25 protein-coding genes are annotated in these 24,296 nt (G+C 68.7%); 7 read left to right on the top strand and 18 right to left on the bottom strand.

The genetic code is table 11. The features are described from left to right. Positions 1-5 precede the first annotated feature (5 nt). The 9 genes from AC1VNX_RS33220 to AC1VNX_RS33180 form a co-directional block, all read right to left on the bottom strand. Positions 6-833 carry a DODA-type extradiol aromatic ring-opening family dioxygenase gene (locus tag AC1VNX_RS33220; protein ID WP_483161749.1) on the bottom strand — a complete coding sequence of 276 codons (828 nt, stop codon included), beginning with the start codon at positions 831-833 and terminating at the stop codon, positions 6-8. Between the two features lie 85 nt (positions 834-918). Continuing rightward, positions 919-1,254, bottom strand: coding sequence for an aromatic ring-opening dioxygenase subunit LigA (locus AC1VNX_RS33215; protein WP_483161748.1), 336 nt, complete (start codon positions 1,252-1,254; stop codon positions 919-921). Positions 1,255-1,257: 3 nt separating this feature from the next. Further along, positions 1,258-2,214: a tripartite tricarboxylate transporter substrate binding protein gene (locus tag AC1VNX_RS33210; protein ID WP_483162061.1), complete on the bottom strand. Its 957-nt coding sequence runs from the start codon at positions 2,212-2,214 to the stop codon at positions 1,258-1,260. Between the two features lie 14 nt (positions 2,215-2,228). After that, positions 2,229-3,695: a 5-carboxymethyl-2-hydroxymuconate semialdehyde dehydrogenase gene (gene hpaE / locus AC1VNX_RS33205; RefSeq protein WP_483161747.1), complete on the bottom strand. Its 1,467-nt coding sequence runs from the start codon at positions 3,693-3,695 to the stop codon at positions 2,229-2,231. 30 nt (positions 3,696-3,725) lie between these two features. Then, a complete protein-coding gene (locus AC1VNX_RS33200) occupies positions 3,726-4,706 on the bottom strand; it encodes a Bug family tripartite tricarboxylate transporter substrate binding protein (RefSeq protein WP_483161746.1) in 981 nt (326 codons plus the stop codon). Between the two features lie 88 nt (positions 4,707-4,794). Then, positions 4,795-5,565: a fumarylacetoacetate hydrolase family protein gene (locus AC1VNX_RS33195; protein WP_483161745.1), complete on the bottom strand. Its 771-nt coding sequence runs from the start codon at positions 5,563-5,565 to the stop codon at positions 4,795-4,797. Beyond that, positions 5,562-6,200 (bottom strand): fumarylacetoacetate hydrolase family protein, encoded by a 639-nt coding sequence (locus AC1VNX_RS33190; protein WP_483161744.1) that lies wholly within the window; start codon positions 6,198-6,200, stop codon positions 5,562-5,564. Before AC1VNX_RS33190 ends, AC1VNX_RS33195 begins: the two co-directional genes overlap by 4 nt. Then, positions 6,197-6,634, bottom strand: a complete 438-nt coding sequence (gene hpaR, locus AC1VNX_RS33185; protein WP_483161743.1) for a homoprotocatechuate degradation operon regulator HpaR — start codon at positions 6,632-6,634, stop codon at positions 6,197-6,199. The genes AC1VNX_RS33190 and hpaR overlap by 4 nt, the downstream gene beginning before the upstream one ends. A 116-nt stretch (positions 6,635-6,750) precedes the next feature. Further along, the gene (locus tag AC1VNX_RS33180) at positions 6,751-7,260 is read right to left on the bottom strand and encodes a MarR family winged helix-turn-helix transcriptional regulator (protein WP_483161742.1); all 510 of its coding nucleotides are present in this window, start codon (positions 7,258-7,260) and stop codon (positions 6,751-6,753) included. Positions 7,261-7,370: 110 nt separating this feature from the next. On the opposite strand from AC1VNX_RS33180, the gene AC1VNX_RS33175 reads away from it, so the two are divergent. Further along, positions 7,371-8,396, top strand: a complete 1,026-nt coding sequence (locus AC1VNX_RS33175; RefSeq protein WP_483161741.1) for a Bug family tripartite tricarboxylate transporter substrate binding protein — start codon at positions 7,371-7,373, stop codon at positions 8,394-8,396. Positions 8,397-8,430: 34 nt separating this feature from the next. Next, the gene (radA, locus tag AC1VNX_RS33170; protein WP_483161740.1) at positions 8,431-9,822 is read left to right on the top strand and encodes a DNA repair protein RadA; all 1,392 of its coding nucleotides are present in this window, start codon (positions 8,431-8,433) and stop codon (positions 9,820-9,822) included. Positions 9,823-9,875: 53 nt separating this feature from the next. Here the strand turns inward: radA and AC1VNX_RS33165 are convergent, their stop codons facing one another. Beyond that, on the bottom strand, positions 9,876-10,331 hold the full coding sequence (locus AC1VNX_RS33165; protein WP_369660009.1) for a hypothetical protein: 456 nt from the start codon (positions 10,329-10,331) through the stop codon (positions 9,876-9,878). A gap of 148 nt (positions 10,332-10,479) precedes the next feature. Between AC1VNX_RS33165 and AC1VNX_RS33160 the strand changes: the two genes are divergently transcribed. Further along, complete coding sequence (locus tag AC1VNX_RS33160) at positions 10,480-10,914, top strand: glycerate kinase (RefSeq protein ID WP_483161739.1); 435 nt, start codon at positions 10,480-10,482, stop codon at positions 10,912-10,914. On the opposite strand, the gene AC1VNX_RS33155 is transcribed toward AC1VNX_RS33160, so the two are convergent. Next, positions 10,911-11,855, bottom strand: coding sequence for a LysR family transcriptional regulator (locus AC1VNX_RS33155; protein WP_483161738.1), 945 nt, complete (start codon positions 11,853-11,855; stop codon positions 10,911-10,913). The two genes, AC1VNX_RS33160 and AC1VNX_RS33155, sit on opposite strands and share 4 nt — an antisense overlap. Before the next feature lie 201 nt (positions 11,856-12,056). Between AC1VNX_RS33155 and AC1VNX_RS33150 the strand changes: the two genes are divergently transcribed. Together AC1VNX_RS33150 and AC1VNX_RS33145 are read left to right on the top strand one after the other, a co-directional pair. Further along, positions 12,057-13,376, top strand: a complete 1,320-nt coding sequence (locus AC1VNX_RS33150; RefSeq protein WP_483161737.1) for an MFS transporter — start codon at positions 12,057-12,059, stop codon at positions 13,374-13,376. Positions 13,377-13,424: 48 nt separating this feature from the next. Further along, a complete protein-coding gene (locus tag AC1VNX_RS33145) occupies positions 13,425-14,636 on the top strand; it encodes a M20 aminoacylase family protein (RefSeq protein WP_483161736.1) in 1,212 nt (403 codons plus the stop codon). 12 nt (positions 14,637-14,648) lie between these two features. Here the strand turns inward: AC1VNX_RS33145 and AC1VNX_RS33140 are convergent, their stop codons facing one another. Beyond that, complete coding sequence (locus tag AC1VNX_RS33140) at positions 14,649-15,650, bottom strand: recombination-associated protein RdgC (RefSeq protein WP_483161735.1); 1,002 nt, start codon at positions 15,648-15,650, stop codon at positions 14,649-14,651. A gap of 134 nt (positions 15,651-15,784) precedes the next feature. Here AC1VNX_RS33140 and AC1VNX_RS33135 point away from each other — a divergent pair, with 134 nt between their 5' ends. Continuing rightward, on the top strand, positions 15,785-16,738 hold the full coding sequence (locus AC1VNX_RS33135) for a branched-chain amino acid transaminase (RefSeq protein WP_483161734.1): 954 nt from the start codon (positions 15,785-15,787) through the stop codon (positions 16,736-16,738). An 8-nt stretch (positions 16,739-16,746) separates the two neighbouring features. Then, entirely contained in the window at positions 16,747-16,956 is a 210-nt protein-coding gene (locus tag AC1VNX_RS33130) for a zinc-finger domain-containing protein (RefSeq protein WP_013538728.1), read from the top strand. 50 nt (positions 16,957-17,006) lie between these two features. Here AC1VNX_RS33130 and AC1VNX_RS33125 read toward each other — a convergent pair whose 3' ends face one another. From AC1VNX_RS33125 to AC1VNX_RS33100, 6 genes are all read right to left on the bottom strand, one after another. Further along, positions 17,007-18,278 (bottom strand): O-antigen ligase family protein, encoded by a 1,272-nt coding sequence (locus AC1VNX_RS33125; RefSeq protein WP_483161733.1) that lies wholly within the window; start codon positions 18,276-18,278, stop codon positions 17,007-17,009. A gap of 82 nt (positions 18,279-18,360) precedes the next feature. Next, positions 18,361-19,560: an ATP-binding protein gene (locus AC1VNX_RS33120; protein WP_483161732.1), complete on the bottom strand. Its 1,200-nt coding sequence runs from the start codon at positions 19,558-19,560 to the stop codon at positions 18,361-18,363. Positions 19,561-19,571: 11 nt separating this feature from the next. Next, positions 19,572-20,294 carry a response regulator gene (locus tag AC1VNX_RS33115; RefSeq protein ID WP_301503841.1) on the bottom strand — a complete coding sequence of 241 codons (723 nt, stop codon included), beginning with the start codon at positions 20,292-20,294 and terminating at the stop codon, positions 19,572-19,574. 117 nt (positions 20,295-20,411) lie between these two features. Beyond that, complete coding sequence (locus AC1VNX_RS33110; RefSeq protein WP_483161731.1) at positions 20,412-21,281, bottom strand: beta-ketoacyl synthase chain length factor; 870 nt, start codon at positions 21,279-21,281, stop codon at positions 20,412-20,414. Beyond that, entirely contained in the window at positions 21,278-22,480 is a 1,203-nt protein-coding gene (locus AC1VNX_RS33105; RefSeq protein ID WP_483161730.1) for a beta-ketoacyl-[acyl-carrier-protein] synthase family protein, read from the bottom strand. Before AC1VNX_RS33105 ends, AC1VNX_RS33110 begins: the two co-directional genes overlap by 4 nt. Before the next feature lie 163 nt (positions 22,481-22,643). Next, the gene (locus tag AC1VNX_RS33100; protein WP_483161729.1) at positions 22,644-24,266 is read right to left on the bottom strand and encodes an AmpG family muropeptide MFS transporter; all 1,623 of its coding nucleotides are present in this window, start codon (positions 24,264-24,266) and stop codon (positions 22,644-22,646) included. Positions 24,267-24,296: the final 30 nt, after the last annotated feature.

Raw genomic sequence — 24,296 nt, 5'->3', positions numbered from 1 at the left:
CCTTTTCATTCGACCGACATCGTCGCGGCCGTGCACGTCACCGCGAAGATCGGGATCGCCTTCATGTGGAAGATCTCGCCCTTGCCGCGTGCAGCGGCCGCCACGCTGATGAAGGTGCGGATCTCGAAGCCGCCCTGGCCTGCCTCGCGGTAGGTGGCCTCGTCGCCGTAGTCGGTCTGCGAGAGCAGTGCGTCGCGGTCGTTGGCGCACCAGCGGCGCATGAACTCGGCGTCCCACTCGGCGTTGACCTTGCCCGAATCGGGCGTGGCCGGCCAGTGCGAGATGCCGCCCGTGCCCACCAGCGCGATGCGCTCGGGCACCTTGTCGCAGGCGCGGCGCAATGCCTCGCCGAAGGCCCAGGCGCGGTGCAGCGGTGTGAGCGGTGGGCCCTGGCAGTTGATGTTCACGGGGATGACCTTGGTGTCGAACTCCGGCGTGAGGAAGTTCAGCGGCACCATGATGCCGTGGTCGAACTTCCACTCCTCCGCGTAGGCCACATCCACCGTCTGCATCACCTCGCGGATCAGCCGCTGCGATAGCGCGGCGTCGCCGGGAACGCGGTGCTTCTCGATGCCCAGCCACTTCGGGTCTTCGATCGGACCCTCGTAGCTGTCGGCCATGCCGATCGCGTAGGCCGGCATGTTGTTCATGAAGAAGTTCGCGAAGTGCTCGGCGGCGATCACGATCACTGCGTCGGGCTTCGTCGCGCGCATCGCCTCGCCGAAGCGATGGAACTGCGCGTGGAACTCGTCCTTCACGGCAGGGTCGGCCAGGTGCGCGCGGCCGGTGATGCCGGGGGCGTGGCTGCACACGCCTGCGAATACGAGACTCATCTCGATGCCCGCCCGGCCGCCCGAAGGGCATCGAGCGCCCCCTCGGGGGGCAGCGAACCACACAAAGTGGGGAGCGTGGGGGTCTTCATATTCCAGCCACTTTCTCGTCGGTTCCGGTTGTCATTGCGTAGATGCCGGCGCGCACGGGACCGTACTTGCGCACGCCTTCGCGCATGGCTTCGAGGTAGTCGGCCCAAGGAATGCCCAGCAGCGGCGCGAAGTGCATCAGCAGCTGCCCGTTGCATCCCAGCACGTAGAGCTTGCCGATGTCGCCGCTGTCGATGGCTTCGCGTTCCTCTTCGGTGAAGTCGCAGGCCCCCAGCAGCGCAGCGCGCGTCTCGCCGCCTTCGGCATAGCGGCGCTGCACCTCGGGCTCGCGGTTGAGCGCGAAGAGGAATTTCTGCATCGCATAGAGGCTCATGGTTCAGCCCTCGATCTGGATGTTGGCCTTGCGGATCACCTCGCCGTACTTCGCGATCTCGCTCTGGATGAAGGCCGCGAAGCGCTCCGGCGTGCCCGACAGTGACGCGATGCCTCCCTTCTGGAAGGCCTCGGTCACCGCGGGGCCCGCGAGCGCGCGGTTCACCTCGGCGTTCATGCGCGCAACGATGGCGTCGGGCGTGCCGGCGGGCGCCAGCAGGCCGTTCCACGAATTGGACTCGATGGGAACGCCCTGTTCGGCCAGTGTGGGTATGGCGGGCGCGTACTGCGAGCGCTGCGCGGTCGCCATGCCCAGCGCCAGCAGCTTGCCGCTCTGGATGTGGCCGCGGAACTCGGGCCAGTTGCCGAACATCATCGTCACCTGCCCGCCCAGCAGGTCGGTGAGCGCCGGGCCCTGGCCCTTGTAGGGCACGTGCACGATGTCCAGGCCCATCTGCAGCTTGAGCATCTCGCCGGAGAGATGCGCCGAGGTGCCGTTGCCGAAGGAGGCGAAGCTCAGCGTGCCGGGCTTGGCCTTGGCGGCGTTGCGCAGGTCGGCCAGCGTCTTCAGGCCGCTGTTGGGGTGGGTGGCGAGCACGTGCTCCGACATGCCCATGAGCGCGACCGGGCGCAGGTCTTTCTGCGTGTCGTAGGGAAGCTTGCGGATCAGCGTCTGGTTGGCCGTGAAGCTGTTGGCCACGCAGACGAAGGTGTAGCCGTCGGGCGCGGCCTTGGCGGCGGCGTCGACGCCGATCACCGTGCCCGCGCCGGGCTTGTTGTCGACGATCAGCGGCTGGCCCAGCGTTTTCGACAGCTCCGTGCCGACGAGGCGCGCGACGAAGTCGGTGGTGCCGCCTGGCGTGAAGGGCACGATCACGCGGATCGGCTTGTTGGGCCATGTGCCCTGTGCACGCGCCAGCAAGGGCAGGGTCGCGAATGCGGCCGCGCCTTGCAGCAGCATGCGGCGGCGTGTGCTCACGCCACGCCCCAGTGCGGAATGTGGTGCGAGCCCAGCGACACCGCCACGTTCTTCGGCTCGCAGAACACCTCGTAGCTCCAGGTGCCGCCTTCGCGGCCGGTGCCCGAGGCCTTGGTGCCGCCGAAGGGCTGGCGCAGGTCGCGCACGTTCTGGCTGTTGACGAAGCACATGCCGGCCTCGACGGCGGCGGCCACGCGGTGTGCCTTGCCGATGTTCTCGGTCCACACGTAGCTGCTCAGGCCGTACTGGATGTCGTTGGCCAGCTCGATGGCGTGGGCCTCGTCCCTGAACGGAATGAGGCAGGCCACCGGGCCGAAGATCTCGTCCTGGGCGATCTTCATGCGGTTGTCCACCTCGGCGAACACGGTGGGCACCACGTAGTTGCCCTTCTTCACCCGGTCGGGCAGGTTCGAGGGCGCTTCGAGCCCGCCGCACAGCAGCGTCGCGCCTTCCTTCGGGCCCAGCTCGATGTAGCTGCGCACCTTGGCCAGGTGGGCTTGCGAGATCATCGGGCCGACGATGGTCTTCTCGTCCAGCGGGTCGCCCACGGTGATGCGTTTTGCGCGCTCGGCGAACTTCGCGGCGAAGTCGGCGTAGATCGACTGCTGCACCAGGATGCGCGAGCCGGCGGTGCAGCGCTCGCCGTTGTTGCTGAAGATCATGAACACGGCCGCGTCGAGCGCGCGGTCGAGGTCGGCGTCCTCGAAGATCACGAAGGGGCTCTTGCCGCCGAGCTCCATGCTGAACTTCTTCAGGCCCGCGCTCTTCACGATGCGGTTGCCGGTGGCGGTGGAGCCGGTGAAGGAAATGGCGCGCACGTCGGGGTGCGCCACCAGCGGCTCGCCGGCTTCCTTGCCGTAGCCGTGCACCAGGTTCAGCACGCCCGGCGGAATGTCGGCTTCCAGCGCCAGCTCGCCCAGGCGGGCGGCCGTCAGCGGCGAGAGCTCGCTCATCTTCAGCACCGCGGTGTTGCCGAAGGCCAGGCAGGGCGCGACCTTCCAGGTGGCCGTCATGAAGGGCACATTCCACGGGCTGATGAGCGCGCACACGCCCACCGGATGGAACAGCGTGTAGTTCAGGTGCGTGGGCGTCGGGTAGGTGTGGCCGTCCACGCGCGTGCACATCTCGGCGAAGTAGTAGAAGTTGTCGGCCGCGCGTGGAATGAGCTGCTTGCCGGTCTGCGCGATCACCTGGCCGCAGTCGTTGGTTTCGGTCTGCGCGATCTCGGGCACGTGCTTGGCGATCAGGTCGCCGAGCTTGCGGATCAGCTTCGCGCGCTCGGGTGCGGGCATGCCGGCCCACTTGGGAAAGGCTTCCTTCGCGGCGGCCACGGCGGCGTTGACTTCGGCCTCGCCGCCCGAGGCGACTTCGGCCAGCACTTCCTGCGTGGCGGGGTTGACGGTCTCGAAGTAGTCCGAGCCCTTGACGGACTTGCCGCCGATGAGATGGTCGATCTGTTGCATGGAAAAAAAGTCCAGAAAGGTCCGGTTCACTCAGTCCAGTTTGATGTCGCGCGCCTTGATGAGCGCATGCCATTTCTTGCGCTCCGAATCGGTGTAGCGCGTCATTTCGGTGGCGTCGGCGGGGCGTGCTTCCCAGCCGGCGTCGTAGAGCTTCTGCTTCACGCCGGCATCGGCCATGGCCTTCTGCAGCTCGGCGCCCAGCTTCGCCTGCACTTCCTTCGGCGTGGCGGCGGGTGCCACGAGGCCCTGCCATGTGTAGGCCTCGACGCTGGCGAAGCCCAGTTCCTTGGCGGTGGGAATGTTGGGCAGCTGCGGCACGCGCTCGCCCGACATGGCCAGCAGCGGAATCACCTTGCCGGCCTTGACGGCGCTCACGCCGCTGGGCAGGTCGAGCATCATCAGCGCGACCTGTCCGCCCATGAGGTCTTGCAGCGCGGGCGCGCCGCCCTTGTAGGGCACATGCAGCATCGAGACGCCGGCCTCGCGCTGGAACAGCTCCAGCGCCAGGTGGTGCGGGCTGCCGGTGCCGGGCGTGGCAATGCTGTATTTGCCCGGCGACGCCTTCAGCGCGGCCAGCAGCGCCTTTGCATCGGCGATGCCTGCATTGGGCGCGGCGGTGATGATGAGCGGCGAGCGGCCCATCATGCCGACGAGGGCGAAGTCTTTCTCGGCGTCGTAGGGCAGCTTCTTGTAGAGCGCGGGGTTGTAGACCAGCACGCCGTTGTCGGCCGAGAACACGGTGTAGCCGTCGCCCGGCGAGCGCGCCACGTTCTCCGACGCGATGATCGCGCCCGCGCCGGGGCGGTTGTCCACCAGCACCGGCTGGCTCAGCTGCTGCGAGACCTGCGCGCCCACGGTGCGCGCGAGGAAGTCGGTGCCGCCGCCGGCCGGGTAGCCGACCACCCAGCGCACGGGCTTGGAGGGGTAGGCGGTCTGCGCGACGGCAGTGGCCGAGACGGCCAGCGCGAGCGCGGCGGCGGTGAACTGTAGGAGCTTTCTGCCGGTGATCATGTCGTGTTGTCTCCGCTGATCTGGTTATGGATGTGGCAATGAAAAATGCGTCGCGACGGCGGGCCCGCGACGCGTGCAGGGTCCAGGGTCAGGCCGCCGCGATGGTGTTGACCAGCGCGCCGACGCCTTCGATCTCGGTGACGACCTCGTCGCCCGGCTTGCAGTCGACCACGCCGTCGGGCGTGCCGGTGAGGATCAGGTCGCCCGGCGAGAGCGTCATGAAGCGGCTGAAGTACTCGATGAGGAAGGGCGCGTCGAAGATCATGTCGCGCGTGTTGCCTTCCTGCGTGACGGTGCCGTTCACCGTGGTGCGCAGCGCGAGCGCCATCGGGTCGGCGATGTCCACGGCGTCCACGAACCACGGGCCCAGCGGCGTGCAGGTGTCGCGGTTCTTCACGCGCAGGTTGGGGCGGTACCAGTTCTCGAGGTAGTCGCGGATGGCGTAGTCGTTGGCCACCGTGTAGCCGCCGATGAAGTCGTGGGCGTCGTCGCGCTTCACGTTCCTTGCGGTCTTGCCGACCACGATGGCGAGTTCGCATTCGTAGTGCATGAACTGCACGCCAGCCGGGCGCTGCGTGTGCTGGCGGTGGCCGATGAGCGCGCTCTGGCCCTTGACGAACACCAGCGGCTCCTCGGGCGCCTTGAACTCGAGTTCCTTGGCGTGGTCGGCGTAGTTCAGGCCCAGCGCGAGGATGGTGCGCGGCCGCGCGACCGGCGCGAGCGGCGGCAGCCACACCAGCTGCTCCTGTGGCACGACGCGGCCGTCGTCCAGGCGCACGGCCGCATCGGGCTGGCCGTTGAACTCGTGGCTCGAGCCGGTGTGCTCGCGGCCTTCGAAGATGACGCGTGCGTGCTTCATGCCGTGGCTTCCTTCGCCAGCGTGTTGCTCAGGGTTTCGAAGCCCGGCGCGGAGATGTCGATGCGGTCGCCCGCGCGTGCCAGCGGCCGGCCGGCGCCGCAGCCGAGCATCAGCACGTCGCCGTGCGCGAGCGTCATGAATTCGCCGATGTCGGCGAGCAGCTGCTGCGCCGGGCGCACGAGCTGCGAGAAGTCGAGCGACTGCCTGAGCTCGCCGTTGATGCGCACCTCGGCGCGGAAGTTCGCGGGGTCGGCCACCTCCTGCGCGTCGCGCAGCACGGGGCCGATGCCGAGGAAGCCGTCGACGCACTTGAACTTGACCGGCGGGCGGAAGAAGCTGGCGTGCGGGATCGACAGGTCGTTCATCAGCACGAAGCCTTCGATGTCGCCCTCGGCGCCGATCACCATGCCGATGCTCGCGCCGACCTCCACTTCGGGCACATCTGCGGGCACCGTGATGGCGCTGCCATGCGGGCTCCAGGTGTTGGCCGTCTTCACGTAGAGAACAGGCGCCTTGGGCGGTGCCTTGTAGGGCGGCTGCGTCATCTGCGGTGCGAGTGCTTCGGCTTCGGCGCGGAAGTTCAGCAGGGTGCCGTAGACCGTGCCCGTGGGCAGGAAATGGGGAGTGCTGCTCATGGCGAAGGTTGCTCCAGTGCGATGAGTTCGTCGAGCAGCCCGTAGAGCTGCGCGAGCTTGGCCTTGCCGAGGGACTTTTCCATCCAGTCGTAGTGGGCCTCGATGCTGCTGCCCAGCCGCTTCACCAGCTTCATGCCGTGCGGCGTGGCCTCGACCACGGTGCGGCGCTGGTCGGCCGGATCGCGCGAACGGGTGATGAGGTTGTCACGCTCCATGCGCGCGAGCACGCCGGTGAGGCTGGGCCCGAGGATGAAGGCCTCGCGCGCCACGCGGCCGGTGTCGACCGCGCCGTGCTCGCCCAGCACGCGCAGCACGCGCCATTGCTGGTCGGACAGCGCGTGCTCGCGCAGGCTGGGCCGGGTGTGGGCCATCACGGCTTCGCGTGCCTGCAGCAGAAGGCGCGGCAAGTTGCGATGAGTGAATGTGGTGCTCAAGGCTTGTCTCTTCCGAAATTACTTAACATGTTAAATGAATCGTCGCGGCTTTCCTAGCCGATTGCTCGATCGATTCGCAAACCTAGGGTATGCACGGATGAGCCGTGCGGCGGGCTTCAGCGCGCGGCGGGTGCTTCGCGGCGGCGCCGGTCGGCCTTGGGCAGGTCGGCCGCGGCCACCATCGCCTCGCCGCGCGCGTGCAGGCGCTGCAGCATGTCGTCGAGCAGCGCGGCCTCGGCGGTGTCCAGCGCGCCGAGCAGCTCGGTGTTGATCGCGCAGACCAGCGGATACAACTCCGCATGCAGCTTCGTGCCCCTTGCGGTCAGGCGCAGGAGCACATGGCGACGGTCGCCCGCGGGCTGCTCCCGCGAGACCAGCCCCTTGTCGACCAGCGAACTCACCGCGCGCGACGTGCGCGCCCGGTCGAGCTGCGCATGCTCCGCCAGCTGCGACGAGCCCAGTGCGCCATGCCCCGCGAGCGTGGCGATGAGCCGCCATTCGCGCCGCGTGATGCCGAAGCGCCCCTCGCACAGCCTGATCACCATGCTGCCCGCGACCGACAGCAGCCGGCTGGTGCGGTAGAGCAGCAGGTCGTCGAGCGTGCGCGGCGGCGCGTGCAGAGGCATAGGGGTTTGCCCGGGCGATGATTGATTAGATGAACCAATTGTCGGCGCTCTACAGTGGCTGCGACCTGCCGTGCGCTGCGCAGGCGGGAAAGAACGGAGACAAAAGACAGATGACTACAGATTCCCGGCCCCTGCACCCATCGAGCCGCCGCCGCGTACTGGCCACGCTCGGCGGCATGGCCCTTGCGCCGCTCGCCGCCACGGTGCAGGCCCAGCAGCAGACTTCACAGCAGGCGATCGCGCGCGGCACGCCCATCCGCGTGCTGATCGGCGTGCCCGCCGGCGGCACGCAGGACGTGCTCACGCGCGCCATCGCGCAGGAAGTGCGCGAGTCGCTCGGCCCGCTCATCGTCGACAACCGCTCCGGCGCCGCCGGGCGCATCGCGGTCGACGTGGTGAAGACCGCCGCGCCCGACGGCCACACGCTGCTGCTGGGCACCGCGAGCATGATGACCATGTTCCCCAGCGCCTACAAAAACCTGAGCTACGACCCGATCAAGGACTTCCAGCCCCTCATCAACGCGGCCCGCTTCGAGCTTGCGCTGGTGGTGCACAAGGACGTGCCGGCCAACACGGTCGCCGAATTCATCGCCTGGGCCAGGAAGCAGCCGGGCGGCGTGAGCTTCGCGTCGTACGGCGCGGGCACGCCCTCGCACTTTCTCGGCGAGATGCTCAATCGATCGGCGGGGCTGTCGATGGTGCACGTGCCCTACCGCGGCTCCACACCGGCGCGCCAGGACGTGATGGGCGGCATCGTCCCCGCCTACTTCGACACCGTCGGCGGCGCGCTGCAGCTGCTGCCGAGCGGCCGCGTGAAGGTGATCGCCACCAGCGGCGAGAAGCGCTCGCCGCTGATGCCCAGCCTGCCCACCTTCGTCGAGAGCGGCCTGAAGGATGTGGTGGCGACCGCCTGGTTCGCCTACTACGCGCCGCAGAAGACGCCGAAGCCGGTGGTCGACCAGCTGCGCGCCGAGTTCACGCGCGCGGTGAACTCGCGCGAGGTGCGCCAGCAGCTGCTGCAGAACGGCATGTACCCGGTCGGCGACGGCCCCGAGGCGCTGCTGAAGACCATGCGCGAGGACACCGCGCGATGGGCGGCGATCATGAAGGCGGTGAACTTCCAGGCCAACGACTGACGAGGTGTCGCGCCCGGCCACCTAAACTCGAAGGATGGCCAAGGACAAAACACTTTTCGTCTGCAGCGAATGCGGCGGCACCAGCCCGAAGTGGCTGGGCAAATGCCCCAGCTGCGGCGCATGGAACACGCTCGTCGAGCAGGTCGCGGGCGCGGGCAGCGGGCCCGCCAACAACCGCTTCGGCACCCAGTTCGCGTCGCTCGCGGGGGCATCGGAGCTTGCGACGCTCTCCGAGATCGAGGCGACCGACGTCGCGCGCACGCCCACCGGCATCGACGAGCTCGACCGCGTGCTGGGCGGCGGCATCGTCTCCGGCGGCGTCACGCTCATCGGCGGCGACCCGGGCATCGGCAAGTCGACGCTGCTGCTGCAGGCGGTCGACGCGCTGCAGCATGCCGGGCAGAACGCGCTCTACGTCACCGGCGAGGAAAGCGGCTCGCAGGTGGCGCTGCGCTCCAGGCGGCTGGGCCTCGACCACTCGCAGGTGCAGGTGCTGGCCGAGATTCAGCTCGAGAAGATCATCGCCACGCTGGACGCCACGCGCCCGGCCATCGCGGTGATCGACTCGATCCAGACCGTGTATTCCGACCAGCTCACCTCGGCCCCGGGCTCGGTGGCGCAGGTGCGCGAATGCGCGGCGCACCTCACGCGCTTCGCCAAGACCAGCGGCACGGCGGTGGTGCTGGTGGGCCACGTCACGAAGGAGGGCGCGCTCGCCGGCCCTCGCGTGCTGGAGCACATGGTCGACACGGTGCTGTACTTCGAGGGCGACACGCATTCGAGCTTCCGCCTCGTGCGCGCCATCAAGAACCGCTTCGGCGCGGTCAACGAGATCGGCGTGTTCGCCATGACCGAGCGCGGCCTGAAGGGCGTGACCAACCCGAGCGCGATCTTCCTGAGCCAGCATGCCGAGCCCGTGCCCGGCAGCGTGGTGCTCGTCACGCTGGAAGGCACGCGGCCGATGCTGGTGGAAATCCAGGCGCTGGTCGACAACGGCGGCCCGAGCCCGCGCCGCCTCTCGGTGGGCCTGGACCGCGACCGCCTCGCGATGCTGCTGGCGGTGCTGCACCGCCATGCCGGCGTGGCCTGCATGGACCAGGATGTGTTCGTGAACGCGGTGGGCGGCGTTCGCATCAGCGAGCCTGCGGCCGACCTGGCCGTGATGCTGGCCATCACCTCCAGCCTGCGCGGCAAGCCGTTGCCCAAGGGCTTCATCGCTTTCGGCGAAGTGGGCCTGGCCGGCGAGGTGCGTCCCGCGCCGCGCGGGCAGGAGCGCCTGCGCGAGGCCGCCAAGCTGGGCTTCAGCGTGGCGGTGGTGCCCAAGGCGAACGCGCCCAAAAAGGGCGCGAAGGAAATCGAAGGGCTGACGATCCACGCGGTGGACCGCATCGAGGAGGCGATGGAGGTGGTCCGCCGCCTCGACTGAAGTTGGGGAAAAAATGACCCGGCGCGCGCGGTGGCGCGCCGGGCCTACCCTCCCTATCCCCCGATGTGCATCGTGAACGCCGGTCCGCTGTTGAGCACGCATTGGCCGCTGCCCAGCGTGGCCGAGTTCATCGAATACTGGCAACTCAGGTTGCCGCCGCGGCTGCCGGTGGCATTCGCCACACCGTTGGCACGCGAGCCGGCGACCCGGGTTGCCTCTCCCTGAAACTGTTCGCCGCCGATCTGTGCGTTGAAGTGGCCGCGGCCGTTCATGTCGTTGGTCACCGTGCCGGCGACGACGCCGTAGCGCGAGGCCTCGGCATTCGACGGGTACAGCCGCGCGTTGAAGGTCTGTGCGACCGGGCCCGGCGCGACGGCGTAAGCCTGCGAAGGCGGCGCCGAGGGAGCGGGTTGCCCGAGCGGCACGACGTAGCAACCGCTGAGCGCGGCGGCCGTGAGCGTGGCGGCGAGGGTGAGACGAACGAATGTGACGGAGCGCGGAATGGTCATACGCTTTTCGGTGGCCCGGGCAGATGCCCGTGCGGCGAAATGTGCCTGCCGATGCGCCGGTACGGATCGCTTTTGAAGCCGAGTACCGTTTTTCGCCCCTCGCGGTAGTCGGGGTGGCTACTTCGGAGAGCGTGCACGGGCGGCGACAATGCGCGCCATGAATTTCAAGAACTTTCTGCTGCCTCTTGGCGCCATCGTCGTCATGGCGCTGGCCTGGCGCGCGGCCGGATGGGGCGGTGTCGCCCTGGCCGGCGGCGCAATCGTGATGTTCCTGCTGCTCCACTTCAACCGCGCCATGCAGGTGCTCAAGCGCGCGGCCGAGCGGCCGGTGGGCTACGTGGCCAGCGCGGTGATGCTCAACGCCAAGCTCAAGCCGGGCGTGACGCTGATGCACGTGATCGCGATGACCCGCGCCCTCGGTGAACTGCGCTCCCCCAAGGACGAACAGCCCGAGCACTACCGCTGGACCGACGGCGGCAGCTCGTATGTCGATGCCGTGTTCAACGGCGGCAAGCTGCAGAGCTGGACCCTCACCCGCCCCGAAACGCCGGCTGACGACGAGGGCAACAACACGGCCGCCTAGGCCGTGCTTCCCTTGCGCCGGGGCTGCCGCCACGGCGGATTGGCCTTCGCCTGGTGGCGCGCCTCCTTCGCGAATTCGGCGCATGCGTGCGTCATCAGGTCGGCCGAGCGGTAGACCAGGAACACGTCGAAGTCCGGCAGCTCGTCGGTGATCGGCAATTTCTCCAGCAGATGGGGCTGCAGCCGCAGCGGCCCCGCCCCGTGGAACACGAAGTCCGACCACATGCTGATCAGGTCGGTCTGCGTGGCCAGCTGCAGGCCCAGCAGGTTCGAGGCGCTCTGCACCATGCGCCTGGGCATCTCCAGTCCGTGCATGTTCATCGTGCTCACCAGCGGGCTGCCCGCGTCGTCGATGGGATCGAGCACCAGCCAGTCGGCGTCCACCAGCGGCTGCAGCTTGCGCACGCGCCGCAGCGGATGGCCGGCGCGCACCGACAGGTGCATGGCCACCGAGAAGAGCGGCTCCCACTGGAAGGCGTTGGTGCCCGGCCCGTTGCAGGTGGAGACCAGCCCCAGGTCGAGCCGCCCCTCGCGCAGGCCTTCGAAGATCTGCTGCGGCCGCAGCTCGAAGCCGCGCAGCGCCACGTTGGGAAAGCGCCTGCGAAACGACGCCATCGCATCGGGCAGCGGCCCGCTCGAGGCCACGGCGGTGAAGCCGATGTTGAGCTGCGCCTCGTCGTGCCCGCGTATCGCCTCGATGTCCTCCAGCGCGTGCCGCAACTCCTGCTCGACCACGCTCGCGCGCTTGACCAGCGCCGTGCCGTAGGCCGTGAGGCTTACGCCGCGCGTGGAGCGCGACATCAGCGTCACGCCGAGCTCGCGCTCCAGTTCCGAGATGGTCTTCGACAGCGCGGGCTGCGTGGTGTGCAGGCTGCGCGAGGCCTCGTGGATGCTGCCGTGCTGCGCCACGGCGAGCAGTACGCGCAACTGTTGCAGCTTCATCGTGGTGCGCCGCTCCCGGAAAGAGGCCTCTTGGGGGTTGTCCCGATGGCCTCCGGCGACTGTTTATGACGGGGATGCCGTTTGGTTATCAGCATGAAAATTTGTGATTCTTCGCCGCAGCGCTTTGCCTGAATACTCCGCCGCGAACGGGCCCGCAGTCGATGCACGCCCTCTCGCAACCTGTACGTGGAGTGACATTAGATGAGCGAAGCCGCATTGCCCGCAAGCCCGATCGGGGCCTCTTCACCAACTGCCGTGGTGCAGCACGGCAAGGGAAGGAAGCAGAGCCAGTTCCGCCTGATCGCCGCCTGTTCGCTGGGCAATGCGCTGGAGATGTACGACTTCACCGTCTACAGCTTCTTCGCGCTGCTGATCGGCAAGCTCTTCTTTCCCTCCGACAGCCCCTACGGCTCGCTGCTGCTGGCGGTGGCCACCTTCGGCATCGGCTTCGTGATGCGCCCGCTGGGCGGCGTGATCATCGGCAACTACGCCGACCGCAAGGGCCGCAAGGCGGCGATGACGCTGACCATCGGCCTCATGGTGCTCGGCACGCTGTGCATTGCCTTCGCGCCCACCTATGCGTCGGCCGGCGTCTTCGGCTCGCTGATGATCGTGCTGGGCCGGCTGCTGCAGGGCTTCTCGCTCGGCGGCGAGGTGGGTGCCGCCACGTCGATGCTGATGGAGGCGGGCGGCGTGAAGGGCCGGGGCTTCCGCGTGAGCTGGCAGCTCGCGAGCCAGGGCGTTTCGGCGCTGCTGGGTGCGCTCACCGGCGCCGCGCTGTATGCCGCGCTGCCGCAGGCCTCGCTGGAGAGCTGGGGCTGGCGCCTGCCGTTCCTGCTCGGGCTGCTGATCGCGCCGGTGGGGCTCTACATCCGCGCGCACCTGGAAGAAACCCACGTCGCCGAGAGCCACGAGTCCAGCCCCATCGGCCGGCTGCTGCGCGAGCACGGCGGGCTGGTGCTCAAGGGCATCCTGGCCACCACCGCCGGCACGGCCACGATGTACCTCGTGGTGTTCTTCATGCCCACCTACATGATCCGCGTGCTGCACATGCCGCCGTCGCTGTCGCTGCTGTCGGGCTGCGTCACGGGCATCACGCTGTTCGTGGTGTCGCTGGTGGCGGGGCGGCTGGCCGACAGGCTGCCCGACCGCAAGCCGCTGGTGATCGGCTCGCTGCTCTTCAGCGTGATCGCGGTGTATCCGGTGTTCTGGCTCATCGGCCAGTACCCGAGCGTGCCGCTGGTGCTGTGCCTGTCGGCGCTGCTCACCGCGAGCGTGAACATCGGCACCACGCCCATGTTCCTGATGTTGCTGGAGATGCTGCCGGCCGGCGTGCGCGCCAGCGGCATCTCGGTGATCTACAGCGTGGGCGTGACGGTGTTCGGCGGCTCGTCGCAGTTCATCGTGACATGGCTGCTCGCGAAGACCGGCAATCCGATGTCGCCCGCTTTCTACATGATGGTCTGCGGCGTGCTGAGCCTCGGCGCGCTGCTGAGCCTGCGCGAGCGCAAGGCGGCCTGAACCCCGTCGACGACGACAGCAACAAGGAACAAGGAAGAAGCTCCCCGAATGACCCGCCAACTCAGCCCCCAGACCACGAAGCTCCTGTCGCGCCTGCTGCCGCAGGCCGACGTCGACACCCAGGCCTTCGTCGACATCCGCAGGCAGATCCACGCCAACCCCGAGCTCGGCTTCGAGGTCAACGCCACCAGCGAACTCGTCGCGAACCTGCTGCGCAGCTGGGGCTACGAGGTGCACACCGGCATCGGCCGAACCGGCATCGTGGCGCAGCTCAGGCTAGGCAGCGGCACGCGCCGCCTGGGCATTCGCGCCGACATGGACGCGCTGCCCATCACCGAGGCCACCGGCCTGCCGTACGCGAGCCGCAATGCGGGGCGCATGCACGCCTGCGGGCACGACGGCCACACGGCCATCCTGCTGGCGGCGGCCAAGGCACTGGCGAAGGCGCGCGACTTCGACGGCACGCTGAACCTGATCTTCCAGCCCGACGAGGAGAACCTCTGCGGCGCGCGCGCGATGATCGAGGACGGCCTGTTCGAGCGCTTCCCCTGCGATGCGGTGTACGCGCTGCACAACGCGCCAGGCGTGCCGGTGGGCACCATGCTGGCGGTCGAGGGGCCGCTCACGCTGTCCTCCGACGTGGCCGACGTGACCATCAAGGGCGTGGGCGGGCACGGCGCCATGCCGCATCGCGCGCGCGACCCGGTCGCGGCGGCGGCGGCGGTGGTGACGGCCCTGCAGACGGTGGTGGCGCGCAACGTGGCGCCGGACGACACGGCGGTGGTGTCGGTGGGCTTCATCCGCGGCGGCGCCACGCACAACGTGATTCCGCAGTCGGTGTCGCTGGGCCTGAACGTGCGCGCGGCACGGCCCGAGACTCGCGCGCTGGTCGAGCAGCGCATCCGCGAGATCGTGAGCCTCACCGCGCAGGCGCACGGCGTGGAGGCCGAGATCGACTACCGGGCGCTGGTGCCGCCGGTGGTCAACACCGCGGCCGAGACGCAGCTGGCGGCGCGCGTGTGCGCCGAGCTGGTGGGCGAGGAGAACGTCATCACGCAGGCGCCCAAGGGCTTCGCGGGCAGCGAGGACTTCGCCTGGATGCTCTCCGAACTGCCCGGCTGCTACCTGCTGCTGGGCAACGGGGAGGGCGAGTTCGGCGGCTGCATGGTGCACAACCCCGGCTACGACTTCAACGACGAAGTGCTGCCATTGGGAGCCGCTTGCTGGGTGAGGTTGGCCCAGACCTACTTGGTCGCCTGAGCCACCACGGCCTCAGAACGGCGCGTCTTCTTCCTCGGGTGCGTCGGCAGACACCGTCGTCGTGGGCGCGGCTGCAGCGGCAGGCTTCGGGGCTTCGTCCGGCGCTGCCGCCGAGAAGGCAGCTTCGCCACCCAGCGCATCGAGCAGCGCCGGCACCAACTGTCCCAGTTCGCCCGTGGCGATGGCCACGTCGGCGTCGAAGTTGTCTTCCTTCTTGCCGCCTGCCGCGCCGTCGCCCGTGCCTTCGAGGAAGGCGATCTTGCGGATCAGCAGGCCGTGCGTGAGCTCGAAGGAGACGCGGTCGTCCCAGGTCAGCGCGAGGCGGGTGGGACGCTTGCCGTCGGTGATGTGCTGCTTCACCTCGTCGATGTCCAGCGGGTGCTTGGCGTAGCGCACCACGGCCTTGGAGTCGTCGCTGGCCTTGAGCTCGCACTCGCGGTCGATGGTGAAGCCCGCCGGCGGCTCCTGCGTGAGCAGCCAGTTGGCCATGGCGGCGGCGGGCTCGATCTGGGTGTTGATGAGCGCCACCGCGAAGCCGTCGAGCGACTTCACGAGGCTGGTGACCACTTCGTCGGCGCGCGAGGCGTTGCCGGTGTTGATCACCAGGCGGTTCTCGGCCTTGTCGATCCACACCGTCACGCGCGCGCTGCGGGTGAAGGCCATGGGCAGCAGCTCCAGGGTGATGTCTTCCTTGAGCTCCTTCTTTTCCTTCTTGCCGGGCTTGCGGCCAGTGGTGGCCTCGATGTGGGCGCAGCGCTCGTCGACCTTGCGGCGAACCACCGAGCCGGGCACCTGCTTGCTCTCGATCATGTATTCGACCAGCCACTGGCCGTCGATGGACTCCACCAGCGGGCCGTTGGCTTCGCCGCGGGGCTCGATCCAGCCGGCGGACTTTTCCTGCGAGGGGCCGCAGGGCTCGAAGCGCTGCCTGCCCAGGCCTTCTTCCGCCTCGGCCAATGTCTGGGACCAGGCGGGTTCGATGCGATAGACGATGACGTTCTTGAATACGGACACGGAAACCCTTTTTCCAACGGTTTGGACAGCCGGCCATTGTCGGGCACCCCGTTCCGGGCGCGGCCGTAAAATCGCAAGCTTTTGCGACTTCCCTTCCTGTCGCACCCCCACACCGATCCCAAAGGAATCAGGAAATGAGCTCGATCCCCCCCTCGCTGGACGACCGTGACGGCAAGATCTGGATGGACGGCGAACTCGTGGACTGGCGCGATGCCAAGATCCACGTGCTGAGCCACACGCTGCACTACGGCTGCGGCGCCTTCGAGGGCGTGCGCGCCTACAAGACGGCCGATGGCAGCACCGCGATCTTCCGCCTGGCCGAGCACACCGAGCGCCTGTTCAACAGCGCCAAGATCCTGCGCATGAAAATCCCTTTCACGCAGGAACAGCTCAACGAGGCCCAGAAGCAGGTGGTGCGCGAGAACAAGCTCGAGAGCTGCTACCTGCGCCCGCTGATCTGGATCGGCTCCGAGAAGCTGGGCGTGAGCCCCAAGGGCAACAAGATCCACGCCATGGTCGCGGCCTGGTCCTGGGGCGCCTACCTGGGCGAAGAGGGCATGAAGCGCGGCATCCGCGTGAAGACTTCGAGCTACACCCGCCACCACGTCAACATCACGATGACGCAGGCCAAGACGGTGAGCAACTACACCAACTCGATCCTGGCCAACATGGAAGCGCTGGACGACGGCTACGACGAGGCGCTGCTGCTCGACGCGAGCGGCTTCGTGTCGGAAGGCGCGGGCGAGAACATCTTCGTGGTCAAGGGCGGCGTGGTCTACACGCCCGACCTGTCGGCCGGCGCGCTCAACGGCATCACCCGCAACACCATCCTGCACGTGTGCAAGGACCTGGGCCTGGAGCTGGTGCAAAAGCGCATCACGCGCGACGAGGTCTACGTCGCCGACGAGGCCTTCTTCACCGGCACCGCAGCCGAAGTCACGCCCATCCGCGAACTCGACCGCGTCGAGATCGGCAACCGCGGCGACGGCGGCGCGCGTGGCCCGATCACCGAGAAAATCCAGTCTGCCTTCTTCGACATCGTGAACGGCAAGAACCCCAAGTACGCCCACTGGCTCACGAAAGTCTGAGAGAACCCATGTCCACCAATGCAGTCGTCGAACTCCTGGCCAAGGAGCTCAATCATCAGGGCGGCGTGTTCTGCCCCAGCCCCAAGGCCGACATGAAGCTCTGGAACAGCCACCCGAAGGTCTACCTCGACGTGGCGCGTACCGGCGAGGCCAAGTGCCCGTATTGCGGCACGGTGTACCGGCTGAAGGCCGGCGAGGCGGTGTCGGCGCGGCACTGAGCCACCGGCCCGGCAACTGAACCGTCCGGCCCCGGCCGTCCGATGCCTCTTCAGGCTGTCGGGCGGGCGGGGTCTTTTCCCAGGCTCTCCAGGCCCTTGAGGCGCGAAGGCAGCAGCCCGCGCCACGGATCCGGGTCGTCCTTCTCCTGCGCGAGCCGCAGGTAGACCATCGAGATGAAGAGCAGCGCCAGGCCGATCTGCGCGTCTCGCATGGCCGAATTCACGCTCGATGCGATCAGCGCGATCAGCGTCGCGGCCAGTGCATAGCGCCCGGCGATGTCGGGCCGCTTCCATGCCTGCCAGACGGCGGCGACCATGATGATGAGCAGGCTCAGCAGAGCCGGCAGGCCGCCCTGGGCGCCGACCCACAGGAAGTCGTTGTGCGGCATGTTCGAGTCGGCCAGCAGCGCCGGGCCGCGCTTGTGCCACTGGTCGGTCCAGCCGCCGATGCCCCAGCCGGTGAACGGGCGGTCGGCGATCATGAGGCCGGTGTCGCGGTACATGTAGTAGCGGATGGCCCAGCTGCCCTTGAAGACCGCGCCTGCCTGCGCCTCCTCGATTTCCTGCACGCCGACTTCGACCTTGTGCTGCAGCTGCGGCAACTGGTAGAGGCCCGCGCCGAGCACCACGGTGCCCAGCACCAGCGCGCCCACCAGCATCTTCAGGTGGTTGCGCCACTGGTGGATGCACACCACGGGAATCACCAGCAGCAGCGCGAGCACCGAGGTGCGCGAGGTCAGCGGCAGCGCCACCACCAGGCCCAGCCCGAGCATCAGCACGAAGGCCGGGACGGCGCGCAGCGGCCTGTGCGCGGCGATCTGCGCGATGCCCCACACGGCGGCGGTGGAGGCCACCACGCTGAACAGCAGTGCGTTGCTGATCGACTTGTTGCCCACTTCCATCACCACCGCGCGCAGCGGCGACCAGATGTTGAAGCCGCCGACCGCGTAGAAGACGACGATCAGCACGATGTTGAGCGCCGCGACCAGCAGGAAGCCGCGCAGCGCCCAGATGGCCTCCTCGCGCGTGAGCGCCATCGCCATCAGCATCGTGAGGCCGATGCGGATGCCGTGGAACAGGTTGGAGCCGGTCTCGGGATAGTGCTGCCCGATGGCCAGCACGATGAAGGTCCAGGCCAGGTAGGCCATCACCGGCCACCACAGCGGGTTGGCGCGCAGCCGCGCATAGCGCTCGCCCAGGCCGCCGGCCACCAGCATGGTGAGCAGCAGCAGGATGGCCGATAGATAGGTGACGCCGACCGGCATGAACACCACCAGCCCCCAGAACATGGCCGCGGGCCGAACGATGTGCGATCTCTGCATAGGGGCGGGATTTTAGGTTGGCGCCCCGGGAGCCAACCTGACCACGGCCCCGCGCGGGCGAGGGTGGTCCTGTGCGTGCAGCTCAGTGGCTGCGCGCGGCCGCCGGCAGGCGGATCACGAAGCTCGCGCCGCCGCCCGGGCGGTCTTCGCAGCGCACGGTGCCGCCGTGGCGCTCGGCGATCGACTTCACCAGCGCCAGCCCCAGCCCCACGCCGCCGTTGCGCTCGCTGGCGCCGGGCAGCCGGTAGAAGGGCTCGAAGATGCGTTCGCGCAGCGCGGGCGGCACGCCCGGGCCGCGGTCGTTGACGCGCACGGTGGCGTAGCCGTTGGCGCTGCCGAGTTCCACCGCGATTTCGCCGGCGCCGTAGCGGCGCGCGTTCTCGAGCAGGTTGCGGATCGCGCGGCGCAGCAGGCGCGACACGCCCGGCACGGTGAGGGTGGCGTTGTCGGTGCCGTCGGCCAGGTCGAGTTCGGCGTTGACCTGCGAGCATTCCTCGGCCGCCAGGCCGGTCAGGTCGACCGGCTCGATGGTGCCCATGTCGGCCTCGCTGGCGTCGAGCCGGCTGGCCAGGAGGATCTCGTCGATGAGCTGGTCGAGCTCGCCGATGTTGCGCGAAATCTCCTCGCGAGCCGACTGGCTCGGGCGCTCGCCCATCAGCTCCAGGCCCATGCGGATGCGGGTGAGCGGCGAGCGCAGCTCGTGCGAGGCGTTGGCCAGCAGCGACTTGTGCGAGCGCACCAGCTGCTCGATGCGCTCGGCCGACGCGTTGAATCGTTTGGATAGATCAGCCACTTCGTCCTGCCCTTCTTCTGTCACGCGCACGGAGAGATCGCCCTCGCCCCATCGCTGCACGCCGCGCTGCAGCGATTCCAGCCGCTGCGTGATGCGCCGCACGATCGGGTAGACGCCCAGCGCCACTGCCACGCCCACCAGCGCGATCATCCAGCCCAGCCCGAAGGGCGTGCGCCACGGCGCGAAGCCGGTCGAGCCCGTGGGCCGCTCGCGCGGCGCCACGCGCAGCGTGATGGCCTTGCCGTCGCTGAGCGTCACGTCGAACTCCAGGCCCTGGCCCGGCACGCGCAGCGCGGTGCCCGCGCCGATCGGCTTGTCCTGTGCGTCCAGCACCACCACGTTGCGCGGCACCGGCGCCAGCCGCTCGCGCTCGGCCTCGGCGGCTTCGCGCACGATCCAGTTGGCCATCAGCGTGAGGATGACGACCCCGCCCACCACCGCGAGCCAGATGCGGACGTAGAGGTGGCGTGAATAGAGACTGCGCAGCATCGGCGGTCAGCCTAGTCTTGCTGCTTGGCGAAGACGTAGCCCACGCCGCGCACGGTGAGGATGCGCTTCGGATTCTTCGCGTCGACCTCGATGGCGGCGCGGATGCGGCCCATGTGCACGTCGATGGAGCGGTCGAAGGCCTCGAGTTCGCGGCCGCGCACGGCTTCCATGATCTGGTCGCGCGTGAGCACGCGGCCCGCGCGCTCGGCCATCGCCGTCAGCAGGTCGAACTGGTAGGAGGTGAGGTCGGCCACCGCGCCGCCCACCGACACGGTGCGCGCGTTGCGGTCGATCTCCAGCGTGCCGAAGCGCATCACCGTGGAGGCCTCGGCCTCGGTGGCGTTCTCGGAGCGGCGGCGCAGCACGGCGCGGATGCGCGCCAGCAGTTCGCGCGGCTCGAAGGGCTTGGGCAGGTAGTCGTCGGCACCGATCTCCAGGCCGATGATGCGGTCCATCGGGTCGCCCTTGGCCGTCAGCATCAGCACCGACACCTTCGACAGCGGACCGGGTAGCGCGCGGATGCGGCGGCAGACTTCGAGCCCGTCGGTGTCCGGCAGCATCAGGTCGAGGATCACCAGGTCGGGCGCGTGCTGCTGCAGCTGCTCGAGCCCGGCGGCGCCGTCACCGGCATGGTTGAACGCGAAGCCCGACTGCGTCAGGTATTCGCCCACCATCTGCGCCAGGCGGGCGTCGTCTTCGATCATCAGGAGTTGGGGGGTGCTCATGCGCTTCATGGTCGTCCACCGGGAGCAAGAGGGCTTGAACGCTCCGTAAAGTTGGGTAAACCTCGGCAACCCCTGTCAACCGGCCATGCTGCGAAAAGCATAGCGCCGGTTGCAGTGGCCGTGGGCTCAGCCCCGCGCGAACGGCCGCAACTGCAGCCGCAGCGACAGGGTGGGGGAAAGCGGCAGGTCGACCGGCTTGCCCGAGCCGTCGACAGTACTGCCGTCATCCAGATGTGCCAGCGATTCGAACAGCCCCAGCGACTGGGCCATGGGGTTGATCTCGGCCAGCGACTTCGCGGCCTCCGAGCGCGGCAGCGTGGCCGCCGGGGCCTTGCCGTCCTCGCTGGCCAGCGCCCAGTCGAGCGCCGCCACGGTGCGCTCGCTGGGCTCGCTGGCGATCACCATCGCCACTGCGAGCAGGCCGCGGCTGTCGGTGACGGAGGTCAGCGCGCCCACCGTGGGCGCGTCGTAGCCTACCAGCAGCACGGGCTCCTGGTCGCAGGCGGATTGCACCGCCGCCTCCAGCAGGCCCGAGGCGAAGCTGTGCTCGTAGGCCGAGACCGCGTTGCTGGCCGCCATGCAGCCGGTGCCGATGGTCCAGTAGCCCACGGCCGCGTTGTGCACCGAGTTGTGGAACTTGGTGGGCGAGAGCATCTTCGGATCGCCCGCCAGCGTGCTGCACATGTAGTCGTTGATCGACAGGTCGCCGTGCGCCGAGGTGAACACGCAGGGCACGTCGGCCGCGTTGCGGCCCGAGCCGGCCAGGGCGGCGGCGGCCACTTCGAGCGCCAGCGCCACGGTGTCGGGCGCGCGGCGGCGCTCGGCAGGGGCCAGCACCTGCGGCGACGGGCGCTTCGCGGGCGGATCGGCCAGCGCGCCTTCGCCGCGGAAGGCCGCGCGCGCGGTGTCCCAGCCGGGCAGCGTGGGAGTCCAGAAGGCCGGGCCTTCGATGTAGAGGGTGGGGGGCTTGGGTGCGGCCTGGTTCATGTCGTTCATGCCGCTTTGCCGAAGACCAGCGAGCAGTTGTTGCCGCCGAAGCCGAAGGAATTGCTCAGCGCGTAGCGCACTTCGCCGCGCACGGGTTCCAGCCGGATCTGCGGGCCGAAGCCTTCGTCCAGCGTGTGCGTGTTGACCGTGCCCGGCATCAGGCCGCGCTCGATGGCCAGCAGGCTGATGACGGCCTCGACGATGCCCGCGGCGCCCAGCGTGTGGCCCATGAAGCCCTTGGTCGAGCTGGCGTGCGTGCGTGCCGGGAAGCGGCGTGCCACCAGCGCGCCCTCGACCTCGTCGTTCTTCTGGCTCGCGGTGCCGTGCATGTTGATGTAGTCGATGGCCTCGGGTGCGAGGCCGGCGCGCGCCAGCGCCTCGTCGAGCGCGCGTTCGGCGCCCAGGCCCTCGGGGTGGGGCGTCGACATGTGGTGCGCGTCGCTCGCCTCGCCGTAGCCCAGCAGGTGCAGCGGCGCGGCATCGGCGCCGGTCTGCACGCGCTCGACCAGCGCGAAGCCCGCGGCCTCGCCGAGGCTGATGCCCTTGCGCGCGGCGTCGAAGGGCCGGCAAGGTTCGCTCGACACCAGTTCGAGCGAGTTGAAGCCGAACAGCACGCTGCCGCACAGCGTATCGGCCCCGCCGACCACGGCCGCGTCGGCCAGGCCCAGGCGGATCAGCCGCTCGGCCGAGGCGAACACCTTGGCACTGGACGAACAGGCGGTGGAAATGGTTTCGCTCGGGCCGGTGATGCCCAGCAGCTGCTGCGTGAACATGGCCAGCGAGTGCGGCGTGTGCACCGCCGCGCGGCGCTGCTCGGGTGGGAACATGCCCTGCTCGTCGAGCCGGGTGTAGGCCAGCTCGGTCTCGCCGATGCTGGCGGTGGAGGTGCCCAGGACGAGCGCGATGCGCGATGCGCCATATTTCTCGCGCGCGGCGGCCACTGCCTCGATGAAGCCGTCGGCCTGCAGGCCCATCCAGGCCAGCCGGTTGTTGCGGCAGTCCCACTGCGCGAGCGATTCGGGCAGCCGGACCTCCTCGACCCCGTCGACGCGGCCGATCCAGGTGGGCAGCGGCGCGTCGCCGAAGTCGTTGGCGCGCAGCCCGCTGCGCGACTGCGCGAGCGCGTCGGCCAGGGCTTCCTTGCCGACACCGACGGCGCTTGTGGCCGTGTAGGCACTTATCTGAAGAGGAGAAATTCGGGACGGCACGATCTTGTAGGTGTTGGGCTGTCGGTCAGGCAGACGTTGGGCGCGCGGCAGGAGGCAAAAGGCGCGGCGAGGAAAGCAAATTGAAGGAAACGAATGTATACCGGTACAGCCTACCAGTTGCGGGGCCCGCGCAGCGTCGGCCGTTTCCTATAAGGCACAGGCCCTATTGACGCCCCCGGGGGCTTGTGGTCGCCGTCAGCCGCGAGGCCAGCGCCACCAGCACCAGCACCGGCGCGCCCAGCAGGGCGGTGCCGACGAAGAAGCTGCTGTAGCCGTAGGCGTCCACGAAGGCGCCCGAGTAGCCGGCGATGAACTTCGGCAGCAGCAGCATCAGCGAGCTGAACAGGGCGTACTGCGTGGCCGAGTAGCTGATGTTGGTGAGGCTCGACAGGTAGGCGATGAAGGCCGCCGAGGCGATGCCGCCGGCGAGGTTGTCAGCGGAAACCACCGCGATCAGCGCCGTGAGGTCGTGCCCGCGCGTGGCCAGCCAGGCGAAGAGCAGGTTGCTGGCGGCGCTGAGCACGGCGCCCAGCATCAGCACGCGCATCACGCCCAGCCGCATCGACAGCACGCCGCCGACGAAGGCGCCCGCCAGCGTCATGATCACGCCGTAGATCTTGCTGACCGAGGCCACCTGGTCCTTGGTGAAGCCCATGTCCACGTAGAACGGGTTGGCCATGATGCCCATCACCACGTCGCTGATGCGGTAGATGGCGATGAGCGAAAGGATCAGTACTGCCTGCCATTTGTAGCGGCGGACAAAGTCGGCGAAGGGCTTGTAGAAGGCGTGAATGAACCAGACGACTAGCGAGAGCGCCCGCTGGGGAACGCGCACGCGCCATTTCATGCGCGCAGCCCATATGACTAGCGCTGCGTAGGCGAGCACGACCGGCGACACAAAGATCAACAGCGCCGTGACGAGAATCACAAAGTGAATCTGGAGCGCTACGGCAGCTGGAACGAGCAGGACGACGGCCAGGGCAAGCATCGCGCCGTAGACGGGAATTCCGGTCGTTGCGATCTGCTCACGCGTAGCGGCCATCTCGGCCGTTTCAATCTGGCGCTCCTTCGGCACTGGCTCGGGCGACAGTAGCACCGTCAGCACACCCACGACCATCGAAGCCGCCATCACCAGATAAGCCGTCTTCCATGCCCCGTTCTGGTAGGCCGCCGCGCCCGTGGCCGCCGCGGCGGGCGCCACCTCGGCCCAGGCCGCGACCCACAGCACGCCGGCACCGGCCCAGATCATCGCGAGGCGGTAGCCCGTCTGGTAGGCGGCTGCCAGCGCGGCTTGCTTGCGCGCCTCGGCCGATTCGATGCGGAAGGCGTCGAGCGCGATGTCCTGCGTGGCCGAGCCGAAGGCCACCAGCAGCGCGCACCACACCAGCGGCGTGAGCCCGTGGCGCGGATCGTTGACCGCCATGCCTGCGAGGCCCGCGATGACCATGCACTGCGCCAGCAGCAGCCAGCCGCGCCGGCGCCCCAGCAGGGTGGTCAGCGGCGGCAGCGGCAGCCGGTCGACCAGCGGCGCCCAGACCCACTTGAAGCCGTAGGCCAGCCCGACCCAGCTCAGGTAGCCGATGGTGGTGCGGTCGATGCCCGCTTCGCGCAGCCGGAAGCTCAGCGTGCCGAGCACCAGCAGCAGCGGCAGCCCCGCCGAGAAGCCCAGCGCCAGCATGCGCAGGGTGGCGGGTTCGAGGTAGACCTTCAGCGCGTCGCGCCAGGGCGGTGAGGGGGGCGTGGGGGTTTCTGCGGGCGAGGCGGACATGTGCCCCGGATTGTCCATGAGCGGCGGCCTGGCTTCCCGGCCTTCTTG

The sequence above is a fragment of the Variovorax sp. TLI9-5A genome (genome assembly GCF_056867935.1).
Note: the sequence above shows the minus strand (reverse complement) of the source record. Positions and strands in the feature narration are given on the sequence as shown.